At 47.4% G+C, this 18,660-nt stretch carries 20 protein-coding genes and 1 tRNA gene; 14 read left to right on the top strand and 7 right to left on the bottom strand.

The features are described from left to right. Positions 1 to 75: 75 nt before the first annotated feature. Complete coding sequence (locus CMR00_05560; protein PIO48390.1) at positions 76 to 1,611, bottom strand: hypothetical protein; 1,536 nt, start codon at positions 1,609 to 1,611, stop codon at positions 76 to 78. A gap of 149 nt (positions 1,612 to 1,760) precedes the next feature. Here CMR00_05560 and CMR00_05555 point away from each other — a divergent pair, with 149 nt between their 5' ends. Both CMR00_05555 and CMR00_05550 read left to right on the top strand, forming a co-directional pair. After that, on the top strand, positions 1,761 to 2,576 hold the full coding sequence (locus CMR00_05555; GenBank protein PIO48389.1) for a 2-succinyl-6-hydroxy-2,4-cyclohexadiene-1-carboxylate synthase: 816 nt from the start codon (positions 1,761 to 1,763) through the stop codon (positions 2,574 to 2,576). Next, the gene (locus CMR00_05550) at positions 2,573 to 3,208 is read left to right on the top strand and encodes an arylesterase (protein PIO48388.1); all 636 of its coding nucleotides are present in this window, start codon (positions 2,573 to 2,575) and stop codon (positions 3,206 to 3,208) included. Before CMR00_05555 ends, CMR00_05550 begins: the two co-directional genes overlap by 4 nt. 30 nt (positions 3,209 to 3,238) lie before the next feature. Here CMR00_05550 and sixA read toward each other — a convergent pair whose 3' ends face one another. The 6 genes from sixA to CMR00_05520 all read right to left on the bottom strand — a co-directional run bounded on the left by sixA (position 3,239) and on the right by CMR00_05520 (position 9,346). Continuing rightward, positions 3,239 to 3,721, bottom strand: a complete 483-nt coding sequence (gene sixA / locus CMR00_05545; protein PIO48387.1) for a phosphohistidine phosphatase SixA — start codon at positions 3,719 to 3,721, stop codon at positions 3,239 to 3,241. After that, entirely contained in the window at positions 3,718 to 4,338 is a 621-nt protein-coding gene (gene maf, locus CMR00_05540) for a septum formation protein Maf (GenBank protein PIO48386.1), read from the bottom strand. Before maf ends, sixA begins: the two co-directional genes overlap by 4 nt. Before the next feature lie 41 nt (positions 4,339 to 4,379). Beyond that, the gene (locus CMR00_05535; GenBank protein PIO48396.1) at positions 4,380 to 5,714 is read right to left on the bottom strand and encodes a hypothetical protein; all 1,335 of its coding nucleotides are present in this window, start codon (positions 5,712 to 5,714) and stop codon (positions 4,380 to 4,382) included. Between the two features lie 82 nt (positions 5,715 to 5,796). After that, on the bottom strand, positions 5,797 to 7,002 hold the full coding sequence (locus CMR00_05530) for an ATPase (GenBank protein ID PIO48385.1): 1,206 nt from the start codon (positions 7,000 to 7,002) through the stop codon (positions 5,797 to 5,799). Positions 7,003 to 7,108: 106 nt separating this feature from the next. Then, the gene (locus CMR00_05525; protein PIO48384.1) at positions 7,109 to 8,530 is read right to left on the bottom strand and encodes a hypothetical protein; all 1,422 of its coding nucleotides are present in this window, start codon (positions 8,528 to 8,530) and stop codon (positions 7,109 to 7,111) included. Between the two features lie 60 nt (positions 8,531 to 8,590). Further along, a complete protein-coding gene (locus CMR00_05520; GenBank protein PIO48383.1) occupies positions 8,591 to 9,346 on the bottom strand; it encodes an imidazole glycerol phosphate synthase subunit HisF in 756 nt (251 codons plus the stop codon). Positions 9,347 to 9,570: 224 nt separating this feature from the next. Between CMR00_05520 and CMR00_05515 the strand changes: the two genes are divergently transcribed. The 12 genes from CMR00_05515 (at position 9,571) to CMR00_05460 (ending at position 18,637) form a co-directional block, all read left to right on the top strand. Further along, a complete protein-coding gene (locus CMR00_05515) occupies positions 9,571 to 10,716 on the top strand; it encodes an acyl-CoA dehydrogenase (GenBank protein ID PIO48395.1) in 1,146 nt (381 codons plus the stop codon). 16 nt (positions 10,717 to 10,732) lie between these two features. Beyond that, positions 10,733 to 11,860 carry a 5-(carboxyamino)imidazole ribonucleotide synthase gene (gene purK, locus CMR00_05510; GenBank protein PIO48394.1) on the top strand — a complete coding sequence of 376 codons (1,128 nt, stop codon included), beginning with the start codon at positions 10,733 to 10,735 and terminating at the stop codon, positions 11,858 to 11,860. A gap of 77 nt (positions 11,861 to 11,937) precedes the next feature. Beyond that, positions 11,938 to 12,014: transfer RNA gene (locus CMR00_05505), tRNA-Val, on the top strand. 123 nt (positions 12,015 to 12,137) lie between these two features. After that, positions 12,138 to 13,199, top strand: a complete 1,062-nt coding sequence (locus CMR00_05500) for an agmatine deiminase (GenBank protein ID PIO48382.1) — start codon at positions 12,138 to 12,140, stop codon at positions 13,197 to 13,199. 16 nt (positions 13,200 to 13,215) lie between these two features. After that, positions 13,216 to 13,755 (top strand): hypothetical protein, encoded by a 540-nt coding sequence (locus CMR00_05495; GenBank protein ID PIO48381.1) that lies wholly within the window; start codon positions 13,216 to 13,218, stop codon positions 13,753 to 13,755. A 3-nt stretch (positions 13,756 to 13,758) separates the two neighbouring features. Then, positions 13,759 to 14,022: a hypothetical protein gene (locus CMR00_05490; protein PIO48380.1), complete on the top strand. Its 264-nt coding sequence runs from the start codon at positions 13,759 to 13,761 to the stop codon at positions 14,020 to 14,022. A 22-nt stretch (positions 14,023 to 14,044) separates the two neighbouring features. Beyond that, a complete protein-coding gene (locus tag CMR00_05485; protein PIO48379.1) occupies positions 14,045 to 15,097 on the top strand; it encodes a hypothetical protein in 1,053 nt (350 codons plus the stop codon). Between the two features lie 137 nt (positions 15,098 to 15,234). Continuing rightward, on the top strand, positions 15,235 to 16,164 hold the full coding sequence (locus CMR00_05480; GenBank protein PIO48378.1) for a hypothetical protein: 930 nt from the start codon (positions 15,235 to 15,237) through the stop codon (positions 16,162 to 16,164). A 21-nt stretch (positions 16,165 to 16,185) separates the two neighbouring features. Then, complete coding sequence (locus CMR00_05475) at positions 16,186 to 16,980, top strand: hypothetical protein (protein ID PIO48377.1); 795 nt, start codon at positions 16,186 to 16,188, stop codon at positions 16,978 to 16,980. Between the two features lie 35 nt (positions 16,981 to 17,015). Continuing rightward, positions 17,016 to 17,495, top strand: coding sequence for a galactose isomerase (locus tag CMR00_05470; protein PIO48393.1), 480 nt, complete (start codon positions 17,016 to 17,018; stop codon positions 17,493 to 17,495). A gap of 6 nt (positions 17,496 to 17,501) precedes the next feature. Continuing rightward, entirely contained in the window at positions 17,502 to 18,065 is a 564-nt protein-coding gene (purE, locus tag CMR00_05465; protein PIO48376.1) for a 5-(carboxyamino)imidazole ribonucleotide mutase, read from the top strand. A 5-nt stretch (positions 18,066 to 18,070) separates the two neighbouring features. Beyond that, complete coding sequence (locus CMR00_05460; protein PIO48392.1) at positions 18,071 to 18,637, top strand: hypothetical protein; 567 nt, start codon at positions 18,071 to 18,073, stop codon at positions 18,635 to 18,637. Positions 18,638 to 18,660 lie beyond the last annotated feature (23 nt).

Raw genomic sequence — 18,660 nt, 5'->3', positions numbered from 1 at the left:
TATTTATGTTGTAAATAATCGTGTCTACTTTGCATTGACAAAAATACCTGTCCTTTTATTAGTTCATTAACAGCACTATTGGCGAAGTCTGGGCATCGTGGTAATAGTCAGGGTTGTTTCGCCGAGTTTGAGATCTTGGGAAGATGCACTTTTCTTTAGTCCTCGCGTTTTCGTTAGTGTCTGCGAAAGCGACTCTACCAGCACTTCATACTCCTCACCTGAAATTTTCTCGAGCTTGACATTGGGTTTGGGTGGTTCGCTGCTAAACGCGGTTACAATCAATCGCTCTACCCCAAAGGGAGCAGAGCAGACCAATTCTGCCGGATACTTCACCACTTGATTGACTTTGTCAAGACCGATGTAAAATTTTTCTTCCAACAAGACACGCTGACCTGTCGAAAGCAAATAAGTTAGGCGCAAGAATGCAGGTTGGTTGACACGAAAATATAGTTCAACTTTATCGCCTTCTTGGAACACTACACGCTCTAAGTTTCTGCCTTTGTTAGTCCAGATCTCGACGCCAATGTCCCCATCGACGAGGGCACCATCTGCAATCACTTTTTGGTCTTGGAGTGCCTGCTCAAAATTTCGTGGCTTGATTTCTAAATCTTTAGGGATGAGCGATTTGGGAAAGGTCAGCGAGACGCTACTAATTTTTTCACCAGTTGTGGTTTGAGCAAGCAGCAGCAGTTCTATTGACCCGCTGCGTTCCCAATAGTTGCCACGCACAACCTGCGGCTCTTGATGGCGTTTGGGCAGCGCTGCAAGTTGAGCTTCTAATTTGCGTGCAAAGAAGGCGCCAAATGCACTTGAAAAATCAGAGTCTTGATAATTCAGATCTAAAACTTGCATGGCGCCAATTGCCATGCCCTGAAGTTGAAAGCGCTGTGCGACACTTGTCGCTGCTTCATCAAGCGAAGTGATGGACTTTTGCAGTAAGGCATTGACTTTTGCATGAAGCTCTTGTTCTCGAAATGCCAAGAACTCTATGGCACTCGAGCGCATCGGCACACCGATATCTTCTGACGACAACGTTTTGGCGCTAAGTGCACGCACCAACGCAACCCATTCCAAGAGTTCAGCAAAGCGCGGCAAGGCAGCAAGGTACTGGCGCACGGCTTCTTGTGGATTCAACTTTTCTTGTTCAGCAGCTTGCGTGAGCATAGCTTGCAAGCGTGCAAAGCCGGCTCTGAGGCGTTCTGTATAAGCCTCGGCTAGCTCATTGCGCTTGACAAACGCTAAGGCATAAAAAGTCGTATTGTCTTTTGCAGTCAGATACTCAATCCCTTCAAGCTGCAGCGTACTAACTGACTGCACGACTGACGTGAGGCTGGATGAAAATTTCCCATCGACTTCTTTTGATATGGAGACCATATCGCTGGAGACCGTTACTTGAATTTTCTTGATAAGGTCTGATGTCGCTTGTGCTTTTGCTTGGTCTAAGGCACTACCATCTTGGCTGGTGAGCCTAGCCATGCCAAAGCCACTCAGATGTGTGGCACGTGGAAAGGGAAGAGTGGAACCATAGCTTTGTGCCCATTCAGGAAGTTGAGCAAGACCTACAGGTGAGAACCCGAGGAAGAGAGCGGAGATAAGGATAAGCGTGCGCATAGCAACAGATGTCTTTTATGTTTTGTGGCAATATGGTATAAGTGCAAAACTTTTGAAAGAGGTAAGGGCAAGTGAGGGAGCGCGCCACAAAAATAAGAAAACGGATTTTTGAGTATATTTACATAAAGCAAGGAAAAAGAACGCTAGCGATGTTACATTACAAAGAATATGTCATTTCGCCGGAGACAGATTGGGTGGTATTCATTCACGGGGCGGGGGGCAGTTCCTCTATTTGGTTTAAGCAAGTACGTGAGTTTCGAAAAAACTTCAACGTTCTGCTTATAGATTTGCGCGGGCATGGCAAGTCTCAATCCATGCTGGAGCGCTACAAAGCAGAAAATTACACTTTCAAAGAAATTAGCCTGGAGATTCTTGAAGTTTTGGATCATCTGGGTATTCAGTCTGCGCATTTTGTAGGGATTTCACTTGGCACAATTATCATCCGCACGATTGGTGAGATTGCTCCCGAGCGTATCAAGTCCATGGTCATGGGAGGTGCCATTACGCGCTTTAACACGCGCTCAAAGATTCTCATCTTTCTTGGACACTTGGTCGAGCGCTTCATTCCCTACATGTGGCTCTATAGCTTTTTTGCATGGATTATTATGCCGCGGCGGCGGCATCGCAATTCGCGAATGATGTTTATCAACGAAGCCAAAAAACTCTGTCAGCGTGAGTTCATTCGCTGGTTTAGACTCACCGATGAAGCCAACCCACTGCTGAAATACTTTACTGAAAAAGAAATTCCTGTGCCGACGCTGTATTTGATGGGCGATGAAGATTATATGTTTCTGCCACCAGTTAAAACATTAGTCAAGAAGCATCGGTATGCAGAGTTACAAATCATTGAAAATTCAGGGCACGTGTGCAATGTCGACCAGCCTGAATCGTTCAACGCACGAGCCATAGAATTTATTCAGCGTCAAATCAAGCGCATGAAACCCCTTAAACTAAGTGCTCAATGAGCTGGCGACGCTGTGTGGGAGTGCTCTGCGCGACATTTCTGCTCTTTTGCAATGCCCTCACTGCCGATGAACCCAAAGTTATTCTCTTTTTAGGCAATAGCCTTTCGGCTGGATTTGGTGTCGATCCCTCGCAGGCTTTCCCTGCACTGATTCAGAAGAAAATTGATGAGCAAAAACTGGCTTACAAAGTCATCAATGCTGGGCTTTCTGGCGAAACCTCGGCTGGTGGCTTACGGCGTATAGATTGGCTGCTAAAGCAAAAGGTGGATATTCTCGTCTTAGAACTGGGCGGCAATGATGGACTGCGTGGCATCAGCGTGGAGACCATGCGCAGCAACCTGCAAGGCATTATTGATCGCGCTAGGGCGAAATACCCCGACATTAAAATTGTCATTGCAGGCATGCAAGCCCCACCGAATCTCGGAGCGGAGTATACCAGCGCCTTCAAAAGTGTGTTTCCAGAGCTTGCCAAAAAAAATCGTGCGCTGCTTGTGCCCTTCCTTTTGGAAGGCGTCGGCGGCAACCCCAAACTCAATTTGCCCGATGGCATTCATCCTACGCCAGAAGGACACCGCATCATTGCAGAGACCGTCTGGAAAGTCTTAGAGCCGATACTCACCGCGCAGAAGTAAAGAGAGGGTGACTTGATGCCAACAAAAGCGCTATAAATCGCTGGGTGAAAGCAGTGAAACGAGCTGTCCTGTCCATGTGCTGCCTAAGCGTTCAAGGTTGAGCACAGCAAGGGCGCATTTTGTGAACTTCAAACCAGCACGAGGGTTTGCACCCATCAGAGTAAGGATAAGACGTGAGAGTGTCGGTTGATGTCCGACGATACCTACACTGTTCATGAACTTAAAGGCATCTAAGGCGTCAAGATGATCGTCAAGGTCGTGCTCAGTAGAGAGCTTTTCGACCAGGCGTGTCTCGCAGTGAAGATATTTTGCGAGAATGTCGGCAGTTTGTGCAGCGCGTGTGAGCGGGCTATGCGCAAGCACATCAAGACGCACAGATTTAGCTTTAAGATATGCGCCAAGTTGGTTGGCTTCTTTTTCGCCGACTGGACTGAGTGTGCGCGCCTCATCGGTTAGGATACCCTTTTCGCCGACATCGTGCGCTGTAGCGTGTCGAATAACATACAACTTCATGAAGGTAGAGTGGTTTTTGAGTGAATGAACAAGTCTGGAAAGAATTTTAAGGCTTGATAAAGTTTAGCAAGTGGCAAGCCAACAACGTTGTAATAACAGCCTTCAATGCGCTCAATAAAACATGCGCCTAAGTCATCTTGAATGCCATAACTGCCAGCTTTATCGAACGGCTGTGCAGTGTGAATATAAAACTCAATTTCCTCACGTGTCATTGGTGCAAAAGTAACGGCGGTGCGCTCGTAGTCGCAGTGCAGACGCTCAGGTGAGAGCAGTGCAAAGCCTGTAAAGACGTAATGAGTTCTCCCTTGCAAGCGTGTGAGCATTGAGACGGCTTCATCAAAGTTAGCAGGTTTGTTGAGTACGGTGCGGTCAATGACGACAATCGTGTCTGCACTCAGAATAACACCCTGAGCGGCATGTTCAGGATATTGTGCGGCAGCGTGTTTGGCTTTGTGTTCAGAGAGGCGCATCACAATGTCTGCAGGAGAAAGACGAGCATCGAAAGATTCATCAGCCTCGATAGGGAGAATAGAAAAGGGTAGTGTCGTTAAACGCAAAAGGCTTTGACGTCTTGGCGATTTAGAGGCAAGCAAGAGTTTCACAAGGCAAGTAAGTATTGATGTTGACGCAAATCAAATCTGTATTAGAAAAAATTTTGCTATGAAATTTTTTGGCTTTCTTGCGCAAGGCTATCTTCTGACTGCTTGCGTGAGAGCAAAACTTTATCGACACGGTTACCATCTAAATCAACGACTTCAAAGCGCCAACCTTTCCAATCGAAGTGTTGTCCGACAGCTGGCACACTGCCAATCTGATGCAGAATGAAGCCTGCAAGTGTTTCATAGTCGCGCTCTTCCTCATCGGGCAAGGGCATCTGCTTGAACTCTTCGCTAAACTCATCCATTGTAATCATGCCATCGACAAGCCAAGAGCCATCTTCGCGCTGAATGACTTTTTGCTTGATCGGTTGATTGTTAGCAGGAATATCGCCGACAATTGCCTCAAGAATGTCATTGAGCGTAACAAGACCTTGTGTTGTACCATACTCATCAATCACGATGCCGATGTGAATCCCAGATGATTTGAACAATTCAAGTACTTTAAGCGGTGGTGTGGTTTCGGCAATAAACAGCGGTTTTTTCATGGATTGACGCAAGTCAAAAGGCTCACCGCAGAGATTGCGTGCCAGCAAATCTTTGACATGAACGATGCCTAAGACTTCGTCAAGGTCTTCACCACAAATCGGAAAGAACGAGTGTGGGCTCTCAATAATTTGCTTGCGAATCTCATCGGGTGATTCATGCACGCTAAGCCAGATGATGTCGGTGCGCGGTGTCATGATAGAACTGACACGACGATCCCCTAAACGCAAGACACGCTCAACCATATCTTGTTCGACTTCATCAAATGTGCCAGCTTGCGTGCCTTGCTCCATCAAAACTTTAATTTCCTCTTCTGTAACGGGTGATTCGATATGTGGCTTAATGCCAAAAAAACGCAAGATGACATTTGTCGAGCCTGAAAGGATGCGAATAGCAGGGTAGAACAGCGCAGAAATGGCTTTCATTGGCGAAGCCATAATTTTGGCAACGAGCTCAGGATTGGAGAGCGCAAGACGTTTCGGGACAAGCTCACCGATGACAAGCGAGAGGTATGTGATGACAAGAACAACAAAGCCTAAACTGATTGGGTGGCTGTACTGTCCGATGTAAGGTACATCTTTCCACTGCGCAGCAAGTTGCTCGGCAATCGTTGCCCCGCTATAGGCACCAGCCAGAATCCCAATAAGCGTGATGCCGACCTGAACTGTAGAAAGAAAGTGATCGGGTGAATTGGCTAACTCTAGAGCTATGCGCGCTTGTTCGTCGCCTTCGCCCGCCATTTGCTGCAATTTTGTTTTGCGTGCTGAAACAACTGCAATTTCAGAGAGCGCAAAAATACCATTAGCCAATACCAATAAAAGTATCAAGACGATCTCGAAGCCTATATTCATCTGTAATAGTTCAATTTCGAGCAGAATCAATATGCGCAAAGATAGTCCTTTTTGGAAAAAAGTCTAATTAGGGCATCGTCGTTCAGTGAGTGGGTTTCTCTGGTGCAGGCTGACGGGTAAAGAAATCTTGATAAAAGCGCGCAGTGTATTGCTCCAAAAGCTCTGTGATGCGCTCGTAATGTGGAGAACGCACAATTAGCCCAGCATGATACTCTTTGTTTAGTCGCCAGTAAATTTCAGGGTCAGTGTAGGCAGAAAGATCAGGATGTTGTTGGCGTGCAAGTGAAATAAGCAAGCCTGCATAATCGTGTCGCAAGTCAGGAAGAGCATAGGTTTCGGGGTGAATTTCCACTTTCGCCCATTCTTCCCAGAGGTTGATGCCTGTAGCAGCTTCAATGAGTTCAACAATGTGCGCACCGCCAACGCGCGCCGAGGTTTCAAGAAAGTAAAACTCGCCATCCTCACCCTTAATAAACTCTGTGTGTGAGACGCCAAGCACATGTCCCATAGAGGCAATCACGCGTGCATTGAGTTGGAGCAAGACTTGTGCATCGGCTGACTCATAAGGCAGTGTGCGCGTGCAAAAGACTGCACCTTGGTGCATGACTTGCATCGGGGGCAGGGCATACTTGCTTGCGATGGCAAAAATGATGCGGCGATTGAGAATGATAGAATCCACATGATAGACATCACCGGGCACAAACCGCTCCATCAAATAAAAGGACTGCTGATCGCCTAATTGTTCGACAATTTGCCACAACTCTTCTTCGCTGTTAGCTTTTTTGATACCAAGTGAGGAAGCCGCAGAGCGCGGTTTGACAACCCACGGCGGCGCTACACGACGCATAAAGTCGCGCATTTTGTCGTAATTCAAGACATGGACAAAATCAGGCACACGAATGCCATCTTGATATGCCTTGACACGCATAGCAAGTTTGTCTCGGAAATAGCGCGCTGTGGTCTCGCCCATGCCTGCTAGGCGCAAATGCTCGCGCAGCATAGCGGCAACTTCCACATCGTAATCGTCCAACGCAATAATTTTATCAATCTGAAGCGTGCGCGCCAGATAGCTCACGCCCATGAGCGCATCGTGCTTATTCCATTCTTTGTTGACATCCGGCAAATAAAAAATATCTTCAAGATTTTCCCGACCCCAATCTACATGCTCCAAACTCTTTGACGTGAGCAAATACACGTGAGCGCCTTGCCGTTTGGCTGCGCGCAAAAAGGCTTGACCTTTTTCGTAGCTAGCAAGGCAAAGAATCACGGGCGAGGTCTTGGACGACATATCGTAGCTAATTTTCAGATTAGTAGACGAGCTATTTTTTTAGAAAATAGCATTTTGATATAAAAACATAAAAAATTCAGATGATATTGCTTTTTAACTTAAATAATTAAGCTGTTCTAAAAAGTTGGGTTTTGCAAAGTGTGCCGATGTGCAAGCGGTAAAAATACAGCCCAGCGTCGAGTTTAGGTAAATCTACAGTGTGCTCGCCGCGCCGTTGAAATTTGCAAATCAGTCGGTCAATTTCCTTGCCACACAGGTCGTAGAGTTCAATGGTGACTTTCTCTCGGTGTGCAAGCGCATAGTGAATGTGTGAAGTGCTGGGCAGTGCAGAGAGTTTGTAGTTTGTGTCGTGCTCAGGCTGACGCAAGGGTCGACTTGGTGCTGTCGGTGTGCCAAAAAAGTAGAGCAGCATCTCTTCCAACACGCCGCGCCATGTGCCCCAAGAATGGCTCTCGTTGGTTTCTCGGTAAAAAAAGTCGTAGCCTTTGCGCGCTAGAATTTCTCGCATCTGACGGGCGCGCTGTGCTGTGTCGTGAATTGTGCCTGAACTCATGTAGATTTGCAGCGGCAAGCGCGGTTGCTTTTCATAGAGCTCAAAAATTTCAGGATACTTCCAAAACGAGGGCGATTGAATACCAATGCGCTGAAACGTATCAGAGGCTTTTGCACCAAAATATGCAGCGCATAATCCACCGAACGATGTACCTAAAAACGCACGCGACTGCGGCTGCGCATCAGTGCGAAAGAGTGCATCGATGAGCGGCACGGCTTCCTTCGTAACAAATTTCAAAAATTTTGGATTGGCTGGATACTCTTCAAGACGCCGATTTTCGTTCGGATTATCAGGATTTCTGGGGTCAATGAATACGACAAGAATTGGCTCAATGCGCCGCTCGGCAAGCAAGTTGTCGAGCGTAACACAAAGTGCACCCATTTCATCATCAGCATATTCATGACCATCGGTAACATAGAGCGTAGGCAGATGTGAGAGACGCTCATAACCAAAAGGAGCATAAACTGTGAGCGCAACTGCATAGCCCAAGTATCGACTTTGCAGGCGAAACGTCTCGCTCATAGTGCCTCGTGGTGTATCAGGACGGCGCAGACTCGAGAGTGGATAGTGGTAGCGTGGCATACGCAGCTCGGAGCTATGTCCAAAACCACTTTTGCAGCGATAAGGATTGGCGGGGTCTAAAAGCCATTCGTGCTCATTGAGCAGCAGTTTGTAATCAAGACGTGCGTCGGCAGGGAAGACCTTCTCCAAAATCCAAAGGTGAGATTTGCCCAGTTGTTTGCCTGCCGTAGAAATGCCTTTCTGCCAGCCCCACTGGTTGTAGTCGCCATGCCAGTGCACCGTGTTAGCATGTCCAAGGTAAATAAACAAGGCTTCTTCGCCAGAGGTCATTGGAATAGAGTGAGCCGAGCGCAGGGTTTCCCAAAGTGCCCCCAAAAGGTGCTGTTGCAGTGAAGCACTAGCAAGATGTGAGAGCGCAAGCAATGATTCCTTGATGAGTTCGTAGAATTCCATAGTGAGTTGTCTGGCAGTAGACTAACTGTGTTTTTTTGGACAAGTCGTGAGAAGTCCTGCTCAAAGCCGCACTGAGATACCACGATGCTGCAAATAGCGCTTGGCTTCAATGACCGAGTGTTGGCGATAGTGAAAAATCGATGCGGCAAGTGCTGCATCGGCTCTGCCATGGCAAAAGGCTTGGTAGAGATGCTCCAGATTACCAGCACCACCCGAGGCAATCACAGGAATCGACACAGAGCTTGAAATCATGTGAAGCAACTCAAGGTCGTAGCCTTGCTGCGTGCCATCTTTATCCATGCTGGTGAGCAGAATTTCTCCAGCGCCAAGTGCGGCTACACGCTGCGACCATTCGAGCGCATCGAGTCCTGTTGCTCGCTGTCCTGAATGTGTAAAGACCTGCCAGCGCGTGCTATCGCGCTTAACATCGATAGCGACCACAACAGCTTGCGAGCCATAGCGCTCGGCAAGTTCTGAAATCAGTTCAGGTGTTTGGACGGCTGCGGTGTTGAGAGAAATTTTATCTGCCCCGTAAAGAAAGGCTTCACGAGCCGTTTGCATAGAGCGAATGCCACCGCCGACCGTGAGCGGAATGAAGACTTGCTCAGAGACCTTGCGCACTTCCTCCAAAGTGGTTTTGCGCGATTCGACCGAGGCGGAAATGTCTAAAAAAACAAGTTCGTCAGCAAGTTCGCTGTTGTAGAATTTGGCTTGCTCGACAATAGAGCCTGCGTCGCGCAGCGACTGAAAATTGACGCCTTTGACGACGCGCCCATCTTTGACATCAAGGCAGGGAATGATTCGCTTTGCCAGCATGGCGTTTGATAGTAAAAATTCAAAGCAAAATAAAAAGATACTGAAATCTTGCGATTCGATACGTTACATATCTTCAAAATCTATCTTGCAATTCAAGGAAGAGGTATTTAATTTGAACGCCGATGTACAACATTGCTGCGCCGCAAAGGCTAATTCCAATTAACAACAAATTTCAAAACTCAATCAATATGTCAGAAGTGATTCAAGAGCAGTTGCAAGCCACGATGGATTTCAGTTACACTGAAAACCAGAAGATGGTAGCAGAGATTGTCAGAAATTTCCTTGCGCGAGAATATCCCCCAAGCCGAATGATGCAAGACGATGAAGGGCAGAAATTCCCGTTGGATGTGGTCATGAAAGCCGGTGAGTTAGGCTTGCTGGGTGTGATTTTCCCAAATGACATGGGCGGTGCAGGCTTCGGATATTTGGAATACATCGTCATCATTGAAGAGCTTGCGAAGTTCGATCCGAGCTTAGCGCTGACAATTGCAGCGCATAACTCACTTGGTACGAACCACATCTATCAATTTGGCTCAGAGGCGCAGAAGCGTAAGTACATTCCTGATCTTGCCAGTGGCAAAAAACTTGCGGCATGGGGACTTACAGAACCGAACTCTGGTAGCGATGCAGCAGGCATGCTCACTACTGCAGTGCGTGATGGCGATTACTGGGTACTCAATGGCACGAAGAATTTTATTACCAATTCGCACTCTGCTGAAGTAGCTGTGGTGATGGCAATTACCGACCGCGAAAAAGGCAATCATGGCATTTCTGCATTCATCATCGAAAAAGGTACGCCGGGCTTCAGTGCAGGCAAGAAAGAAAACAAACTCGGCATGCGCGCCTCTGAAACTGGGCAACTTATCATGGACAACTGCCGAATCCCATACGATAATCTCATCGGCGAAGTCAACGAGGGCTTCAAGCAAGCTATGAAAATTTTGGATGGCGGCAGAATTTCAATTGCAGCGCTGTCGGTCGGTCTGGCACAAGGTGCTTTGGAGGCATGCATCAAGTATGCCAAAGAACGCAAGCAGTTTGGCAAGCCGATTGGCGAATTTCAAGCCATTCAATTCAAGTTGGCAGATATGGCAACGGAAATTCAAGCGGCTCGTTTGCTGACAATGAAAGCCGCCTCGCTCAAAGATGAAGGTAAAGACACGAATATGGAATCGTCGCAAGCAAAACTCTTTGCATCAGAAATGGCGGTGCGCGTTACAAATGAAGCTGTGCAAATCTTTGGAGGCTATGGTTTCATCAAGGAGTATCCTGTAGAGAAATACTACCGTGATGTCAAACTGTGCACAATTGGTGAAGGCACATCGGAAATTCAGCGCATTGTGATTGCGCGCAACCTTGTGAAGCAATAACCTTCGGGTGAAGACGATAACAATTGGCATGTTGGGCGGCGGACAACTGGCGCGAATGACAGGATACGCCGCCTTGCGTTTAGGGTTTCAAATCGCCGTTTTTGAGCGCACGACCGATTCTCCAGCAGCTCAGCTTTCTCACTTGAATTTTGTTGGTGCATGGCACGATGAAGCCTTGCTCAAAGCCTTTGCGGAAGTCTCAGACCTCATCACACTTGAAAATGAGTTTGTCGATGCCAGCCTTCTTCAGCAGTTGCAAGCCTACGGCAAACCCGTTTATCCTACACCGCAGACCGTAGCACTCGTACAAGATAAACTCGTTCAAAAAGAAACGCTACGTGCGGCTGGTGTACCTGTTGCCCCGTTTCAAAACATTGCGTCAAGAGAAGAGGCTGTGGCTTTTGGTAAGTCATTTGGCTATCCTTTTTTGCTGAAAGCGCGCCGAGATGGTTATGATGGCTATGGCAATCGCACCGTAATATCCGAAGCTGATATCGACACTGCAATGACCACCTTAGGCTTTCCAGCCCGAGCGCTGATGGCAGAAGCCTTTGTAGAGTTTGAAGCGGAACTTGCAACAATGGTTGCACGCAGCACCAAAGGCGAAATCGTTGTCTATCCCGTTGTCGAGACCGTTCAAGAAAATCACATTTGTAAAATTGTCAAAGCGCCAGCCCAATTTTCGGCTGCCGTGCTATTGCAAGCCAGCCAGTTAGCGCAAGCAGCAATCGAGGCGGTGCAAGGGATTGGCATTTTTGGTGTGGAGATGTTTCTGACGACAGATAAACAAGTGTTGCTCAATGAACTGGCGCCGCGCCCACACAATTCAGGGCATTACACGATTGAGGCATGTGTTACTTCACAGTTTGAAAATCATTTGCGTGCAATTTTAGGCTATCCGCTCGGTAGTGCAGAGATGCTAACGAAAGCCGCCGTAATGGTAAACCTGTTAGGCAAGCACAACGCCCCGCTGGATTTAGCATCTTTACCTGATGCACTGCGGGCAACACGCGCTAAGGTGCATATCTACGGTAAAAGTCAGTCACGCATCGGTCGCAAAATGGGACATGTGACCGTTGTCGGAGAATCGATTGAAGAGTGCTTGCAGCACGCGATGTGTGCCGCAAAGGCAATTCAGATTTGAGCACGCATGAAGAAAAACGCATCTGTACATTTGCACTCTAAACGCTGCGTTGTATATTTGCGACTCATTCTCTACAAGCGCGGTTAGCTCAGTTGGTTAGAGCGCCACCTTGACACGGTGGAGGTCAGTGGTTCGAATCCACTATCGCGCACAAAGTCTCACCAGTAACATCTGCATAAAGTCAAAGCAATTGCAAACAAGTAGGTAATAGCCTGTGAGCACGGCTCTGCATCTTGGAACAAAAACTGCAAACTCTACTTACACCTCATCATCGCAAATGACGCCAAGAGAACTCGGTTACCAGATGCCACCTGAATGGGCGCCACACAAAGCCACATGGCTATCATGGCCTCACAATCCTAACACATGGCCCGGAAAATCACTCGAACCGGTGTGGGCAACCTTCATTGAAATCATTCGCTTCCTTGTAGCTCACGAAGAGGTGCATATCAATGTAACCGGCGAAGAGATGGAGCAGAGTATTCGAGACTTGGTGCAAAAAAGCGGGATTGTGCGCGACGCTGTAAGCAATATCTATTATCATCATTTTGCAACAAACGATGCGTGGTGCCGCGATCATGGACCAAATTACATTCTGCGCAAACAAAACGGCACTGTCGAGAAAGCAATTATTGATTGGGGCTACAATGCGTGGGGCGGCAAGTATCCGCCTTTTGATTTGGATGATGTGATTCCCAGAAAAATTGCAGAGTGGCAAGGCTTGCCATGTTTTGAGCAATCCATGATTCTCGAAGGCGGCTCAATTGATGTCAACGGTAAAGGCACACTGCTCACTACACGCTCCTGCCTGCTTAATCCAAATCGTAATCCGCATCTTTCGCAAGCACAAATTGAGCAGCAACTCAAAGATTATTTGGGCGTCAGTAAAATTCTCTGGCTCGGTGAAGGCATCGTCGGCGATGACACTGATGGTCATATTGACGACATTACACGCTTTGTTAATCCTAATACAATTGTAACAGCAATTGAAGAAGATAAGAGCGATGACAACTACGAACCACTCAAAGAAAATTATGAGCAGCTAAAGACTATGACCGACCAAGATGACAGACCCTTCAACATTATTACAATCCCAATGCCTGAGCCAGTCTATGAACAAGGACAGCGTTTGCCAGCCAGTTATGCAAATTTTTACATTGCAAATAATGTCGTGCTTGTGCCAACTTATCGGTGTGCAAATGATCTCAAAGCCTTAGAGATTTTGCAGAAATGTTTTCCGACACGACGCGTGCACGGCATTGATTGCACTGATCTTATTTGGGGACTTGGGGCAATTCACTGCGTAACGCACGAGGAGCCAGCAGCAGAGTTTTTCTAACCGAAGATGCAAAAACATGGCAGAAGAAAACTTACCCAGCGCAGCGCAGAGCAGCAAGGCACCTGACAATTTTAATGCAATTCTATGGGGAGCAGGGGTTATTGCAGGCATTAGTCTCGTACCATACATCGGGCTAATTAGCAATTTTTGTTGTTTAGGTATTATTGTTGGGGGCGTTATTGCGGTGTTTCAGTATGTCAATGAGTATCAACTTACGGTGCGCGGCGGTGAAGGCTTCAGACTCGGCGCAATCGCAGGCTTGCTCGGTGGCTTAGCGTATTTTGTCGTTTTTACGGCGGTGCAAGTTCTCTTTGATTACCAAATCAATGCAGAAGAAAGCAGACAAATGATAATGGCACTTTTAGGCTCCGACCCAGAGGTACGCCAGCAAATGGAAGAGGCCTTTCGCCAGCAGAAAGCTGAAGCGCTAAGCATAACGAATATTTTGATTGGACTGATTTTCACACTGATTATTTATCCAATCGCAGCAGGTATTGGCGGTGCAATAGGTGCAGCACTGTTCCAGAAAGGACAAGCAAGGCAGTCTTCTCTCTAAGCCATGACGCCGGATTCATTATTCGCCCATAGCGTTGAAGCCTATCAAGAAATTTTGCAGTCAAATCGTCCAGCTGATGCGCTGCTATCAACCTACTTCCGAAATCGCAAGTATCTGGGGGCGCACGATAGAAAATTCATTGCTGAGACGGTATTTGGGGCACTGCGTAAGCACCTGTGGTTGAGCGCACTCTCTGAAAAATTTCTCGCTGAACAGGGGTTGCCGCAAAATTTCATGCGGTTTTTATCCTCGTTTTTTTTTTCTTGAACAACGCACGCTTGAGCCGGCGTTGCTGCTTGCAACTCTTCAAAAACGCTATGCCTTTCGAAGTGAGACAGTAGAACGCCTTGTTGCGTTCTGGACAGAGCATCGTCAGGTGTCGGAGGATACAAGTCCTCAAAGTCTGTCGTGGCGCTATGCATTTCCGCTGTGGATGACGGAAAAGCTCTTAGAGACAAGGTCGCCAGATGAGGTTGCGGCGCTTTACCATGCGATGAATACACCGGCGCCGGTGACGCTGCGTGTCAATACGATGAAGATTACACGAGAGGCTTTACAGGAAAAATTGCGGAGCGAAGGGATCGAGGTGCGCAAGGGTTATCTTTCACCAGATGCACTCTACTGCGAAGAACGGCGCAACGTGATGCAAACTGAGGTGTTCAAGCAAGGTCTTTTCGAAATTCAAGATGAAGGGAGCCAAATCATTTCGCGGCTTTTGAATCCAAAGCCGGGTCAAAAAGTTTTGGATGCGTGCGCAGGTGGTGGCGGAAAAACGTTGCATTTAGCAACGTTGATGCGCGGACAAGGCAAAGTCTTTGCATTTGAAAAATATGAGAAACGCTTTGGTAATATCCGTGAGCGTATTCGGCGTTCGGGATTACAGAACATTGAATTGGTGCGACCAGAGCAATTTGAGCAATTTGAAAAAAGATTTGGCGGAAAACTTGATGCGATTCTCATTGATGCGCCTTGCACAGGGTCGGGTACAGTGCGGCGCAATCCAGACCTGAAACTGCGCTTGACAAAAGAGGCTTTGCAAAAAATGGTACAAGTGCAACTTGAAGTGTTATCGCGCTATGCGCCGTTGCTAAAAGAAGGTGGCACAGCTGTGTATGCGACATGTTCAATTTTTGAAGACGAAAATGAGCGCGTCGTGGAAACGTTCTTGAACCGATACGCCTCATTTAAGTTGATTAGTCCAGAAGAGCAACTGAAAGCAAGCCAAACAACAAAAGAACTTGCAGCACTGATAGCGCGCGTGCAACAGGCGCCCTATCTCAAGCTCTTGCCGCACCAAGATGAAACCGATGGCTTCTTTGCAGCGGTCTTAATAAAAACTTAACGGGCGGAGAAAGATAGGTTCATGATATGTTCAAATTTTGTAGTTATAATTGCTCCAATTCGCATGCAATTTTCACGACGATAGTTTGCAATAAGTAAGCTATCAAAAACGTCTCATTAGCAAAAGGCTTTTTAAGTATGCCAAGTAGAATTCTCTTCGTAGATGATGAGCCAAATGTGCTGCTCTCGCTGACCGAACTTTTCCGAGAGGAACGCCCTTATACAGCGCAACGCGGGAAAGATGCCTTAGAAATCCTTCGAAAACATCCTGAAATCGATGTTATTGTGACCGATCAACGTATGCCATTGATGACAGGCGTAGAGTTTTTGCGTGAGGCGAAAAAAATCAACCCAATTGCGATTCGCATTTTACTGACAGGATATTCTGACCTCAATGAGGTGCTAGGGTCAGTCAACACAGGAGAAGTCTATCGCTACATTCTCAAGCCGTGGGATGTTGATAAACTGAGAAGCACAATAAAACTGGCTTTGGAGCTGGCACAGCGTAGCCGGCTAATTTCACCAAAAACGCCAGTTGCCACAGCGACAAGTGCGGCGCCATCCACAGCACCAACGACGAGAGCAAGTGATACCAGCGCAAACGCTCGCGCTTTCATTCCTGAGAAACTGCCTATTCTCGTCATTGACAACAATCATTCGCATCTGGCTTCGCTGCGTGAGCTCTTCGCAGAAAATTATGTCGTCAATGTGAGCAGTTCGGCTCAAGCGGCTATAGAAGTGCTCAAACGTACCCCAATGGCTGCGATTATTACAGAACTAAACTTGCCAGACACTGACCCCGTCCAATTTCTTGGTGAAGTCAAGTCATTTAATCCAAACACACCGATTATTGTGCTGAGCTCAATGAAAGATTCAAGCATGGCAATTCAACTCATCAATCAAGTGCAGGTGTTTCGCTATCTGGTGCGACCGCTGCGCCGTGATGCCCTTGAGAGCACGGTGCAAACCGCTGTCGGGCTCTACAAGACCTACACAGCAGCGCCGAGCTTGAACCTGAAGAATCTCGAAAACGACATCCTCAAACAAAGTAACAATCCCATCAAATAGAGCAGTGGCTAGCCTGCTTCAATGAAGAAATATCTCTTTGTTTATCGCACATCCTTGCAGCGCTTTGTGCAGTATCGTAGCGAGTTAGTGATTGACTTTGTAGGCAAAATTGTGATTCCTATCGGTGTGCAGCTCTTGCTTTGGAGAGCAGTCACGCAAGCAACCGACACAGGCACGATTGCAAATTATAGCTTTGAAGCGCTGGTGCAATACAGCCTATTTAGCATTGTGATTTACAACTTAATGAAAGCAGACTATGCCGAGCGTGAAATTGCTCGCTCGATTCGCGAAGGCGAACTCAACAAGTTTCTCTCCAAGCCGATTGATTTTGCACTCTACTACTTTGCCGTGTTTCTTGCTGATAATACGCCAGTGATAATTTCTGCGCTCCTGCTATACGCTGTATGCAGCGCACTGGGTATCATTGTGCCTGATGTCCTCGCTGTGGGACTATGTGCCATAGCAACATTATGCGGCATGGCAGTAGCTTACCTGATGGGATTTCTCGTTGCCATGCTGGCATTCTGGATGGATGAAGTCTGGACACTGTTTGTGATGAAGAATTTAACGCTGTGGTTTTTAACTGGGCAACTGGTGCCTCTGGACATGTTTCCCAAAGTGGTACAAGAGATCGGCAAGTTCTTACCATTTGGCTATCTTGCTTATTTTCCGACAAAAATTTTAACTGCATCGCTCTCACTCAGCGAAGTAGGGATTGGTTTGCTCACGATTTTATCGTGGGTAGCTGTGTTTTATATTATCTATAAGCTATTTTGGAATTTTGCCTTGCACAAGTATGGGGCATTTGGCGGTTGACGCATTATTCTCGCATTATTTTGATTGATAAGAACATGATTATTGCAATTGGTAGCGATGAACGCACACTGCTCACGGATGCAGTTGAGCAGGAGTTAGAATCAAAAGGTCATGAATTAGTGCGCTTTGGTGCACTAAAAGAAGGCGCATCGAGTGATGAAAAACGCTGGACAGCGGCAGCAAAAGCAGTTGCAGAAGCGGTCTCACAGGGTGAGTGCCATACTGGCGTGCTATTTTGTTGGACGGGAACAGGCGTGGCGATGGCGGCAAACAAAGTGCCGAATGTGCGCGCTGCACTTTGCGTGGATGCGCAAACCGCACAGGGCGCACGGCGCTGGAACGACGCCAACGTGCTGGTCATGAGTCTGCGCTTGACATCAATTGCTGTGGCTAAAGAAATATTGCGCGAGTGGTGTATTACGCAGCCCGATAAAGACGAAGAAAACTTGCGATGCTTAGCAGAACTGCGCGACCTTGAAAAAGCATATCTCTCACAAAACATATCTGAAGCCTAACTTTCCATGCCTAAATCATCGCTTGCGCCTCAGGCAGGTCAGAAGCATGTGCCAAAGAATGGAAAACTGCATGCAAAGGAAAAGCCAGTGGTCGGCATCATCATGGGGTCAGATTCAGATATGCAGACCATGCAGGAAGCAGCATTTGTGATGGAAGAATTTGACGTCCCGTTTGAGATGAAAGTGGTCTCTGCGCATCGTACGCCTGACGATATGGCAAAGTATGCTAAAACTGCTAAGGCAAGAGGTTTGAAGGTGATTATCGCAGGAGCAGGCGGTGCAGCGCACTTGCCCGGAATGACTGCCTCGCACACGACTTTGCCGGTCATTGGCGTGCCTGTACTTTCTCGTGCACTTAACGGCGTGGACTCCCTTTACTCGATTGTACAGATGCCTGCTGGAATTCCTGTAGCGACGGTCGCAATTGGCAATGCACGCAATGCGGGGCTGCTTGCTGTGCAAATCCTTGCGTTAAGTGATGAGACATTGGGCCAAAAACTCGAGCAGTTCAGAAAAGACATGGCGGAAAACTCACGCGCAAAAAATAAATCGCTTCAAATCAAACTTTGATGGCGATGCCAAAACAGTCAGAATTTGAAATCACAAAAGGAACACTGCTTATCGCTAATGTGGCGCTGCAGGACCCTAACTTCAAGCGCACAGTGGTGCTGCTCTGTGAGCACAACGAGCAAGGTACATTTGGCTTGGTACTGAATCGACCACTTGACCTCTATCTGCCCGATGTCCTAGAAGAATTCGATGAGTGGGAAGCCCCACTGTGGTTGGGCGGACCTGTGCAAACAAATACGCTGCATGTGTTGCATACAATTGGCGAACGCATTGAAGGTAGCATAGAAGTAGCTGATGGAGTGTTTTGGGGCGGTGATTACGAAGAAATCCGAGAACTGATTCGACTTAAAGTGCTCGATAAGACAAATCTCAAATTTTTTCTAGGCTACTCGGGCTGGGGAGCAGGACAATTAGAAGACGAGATGCAAAGCGGATCGTGGTATCTTGCTAAAGCCTCGCAACAAGTGGTGTTTTCAGAGCCGCATGACAAAATGTGGCGCAGAGTGCTACGCGCAAAAGGCGGTGATTATGCTTACATCGCCAATTTTCCCGAAGATCCCCGCTTGAACTAACCCCAATAAGAGACATCGTCAGA

It is taken from the genome of [Chlorobium] sp. 445 (assembly GCA_002763895.1).
Lineage (GTDB): Bacteria > Bacteroidota > Chlorobiia > Chlorobiales > Thermochlorobacteraceae > Thermochlorobacter.
Note: the sequence above shows the minus strand (reverse complement) of the source record. Positions and strands in the feature narration are given on the sequence as shown.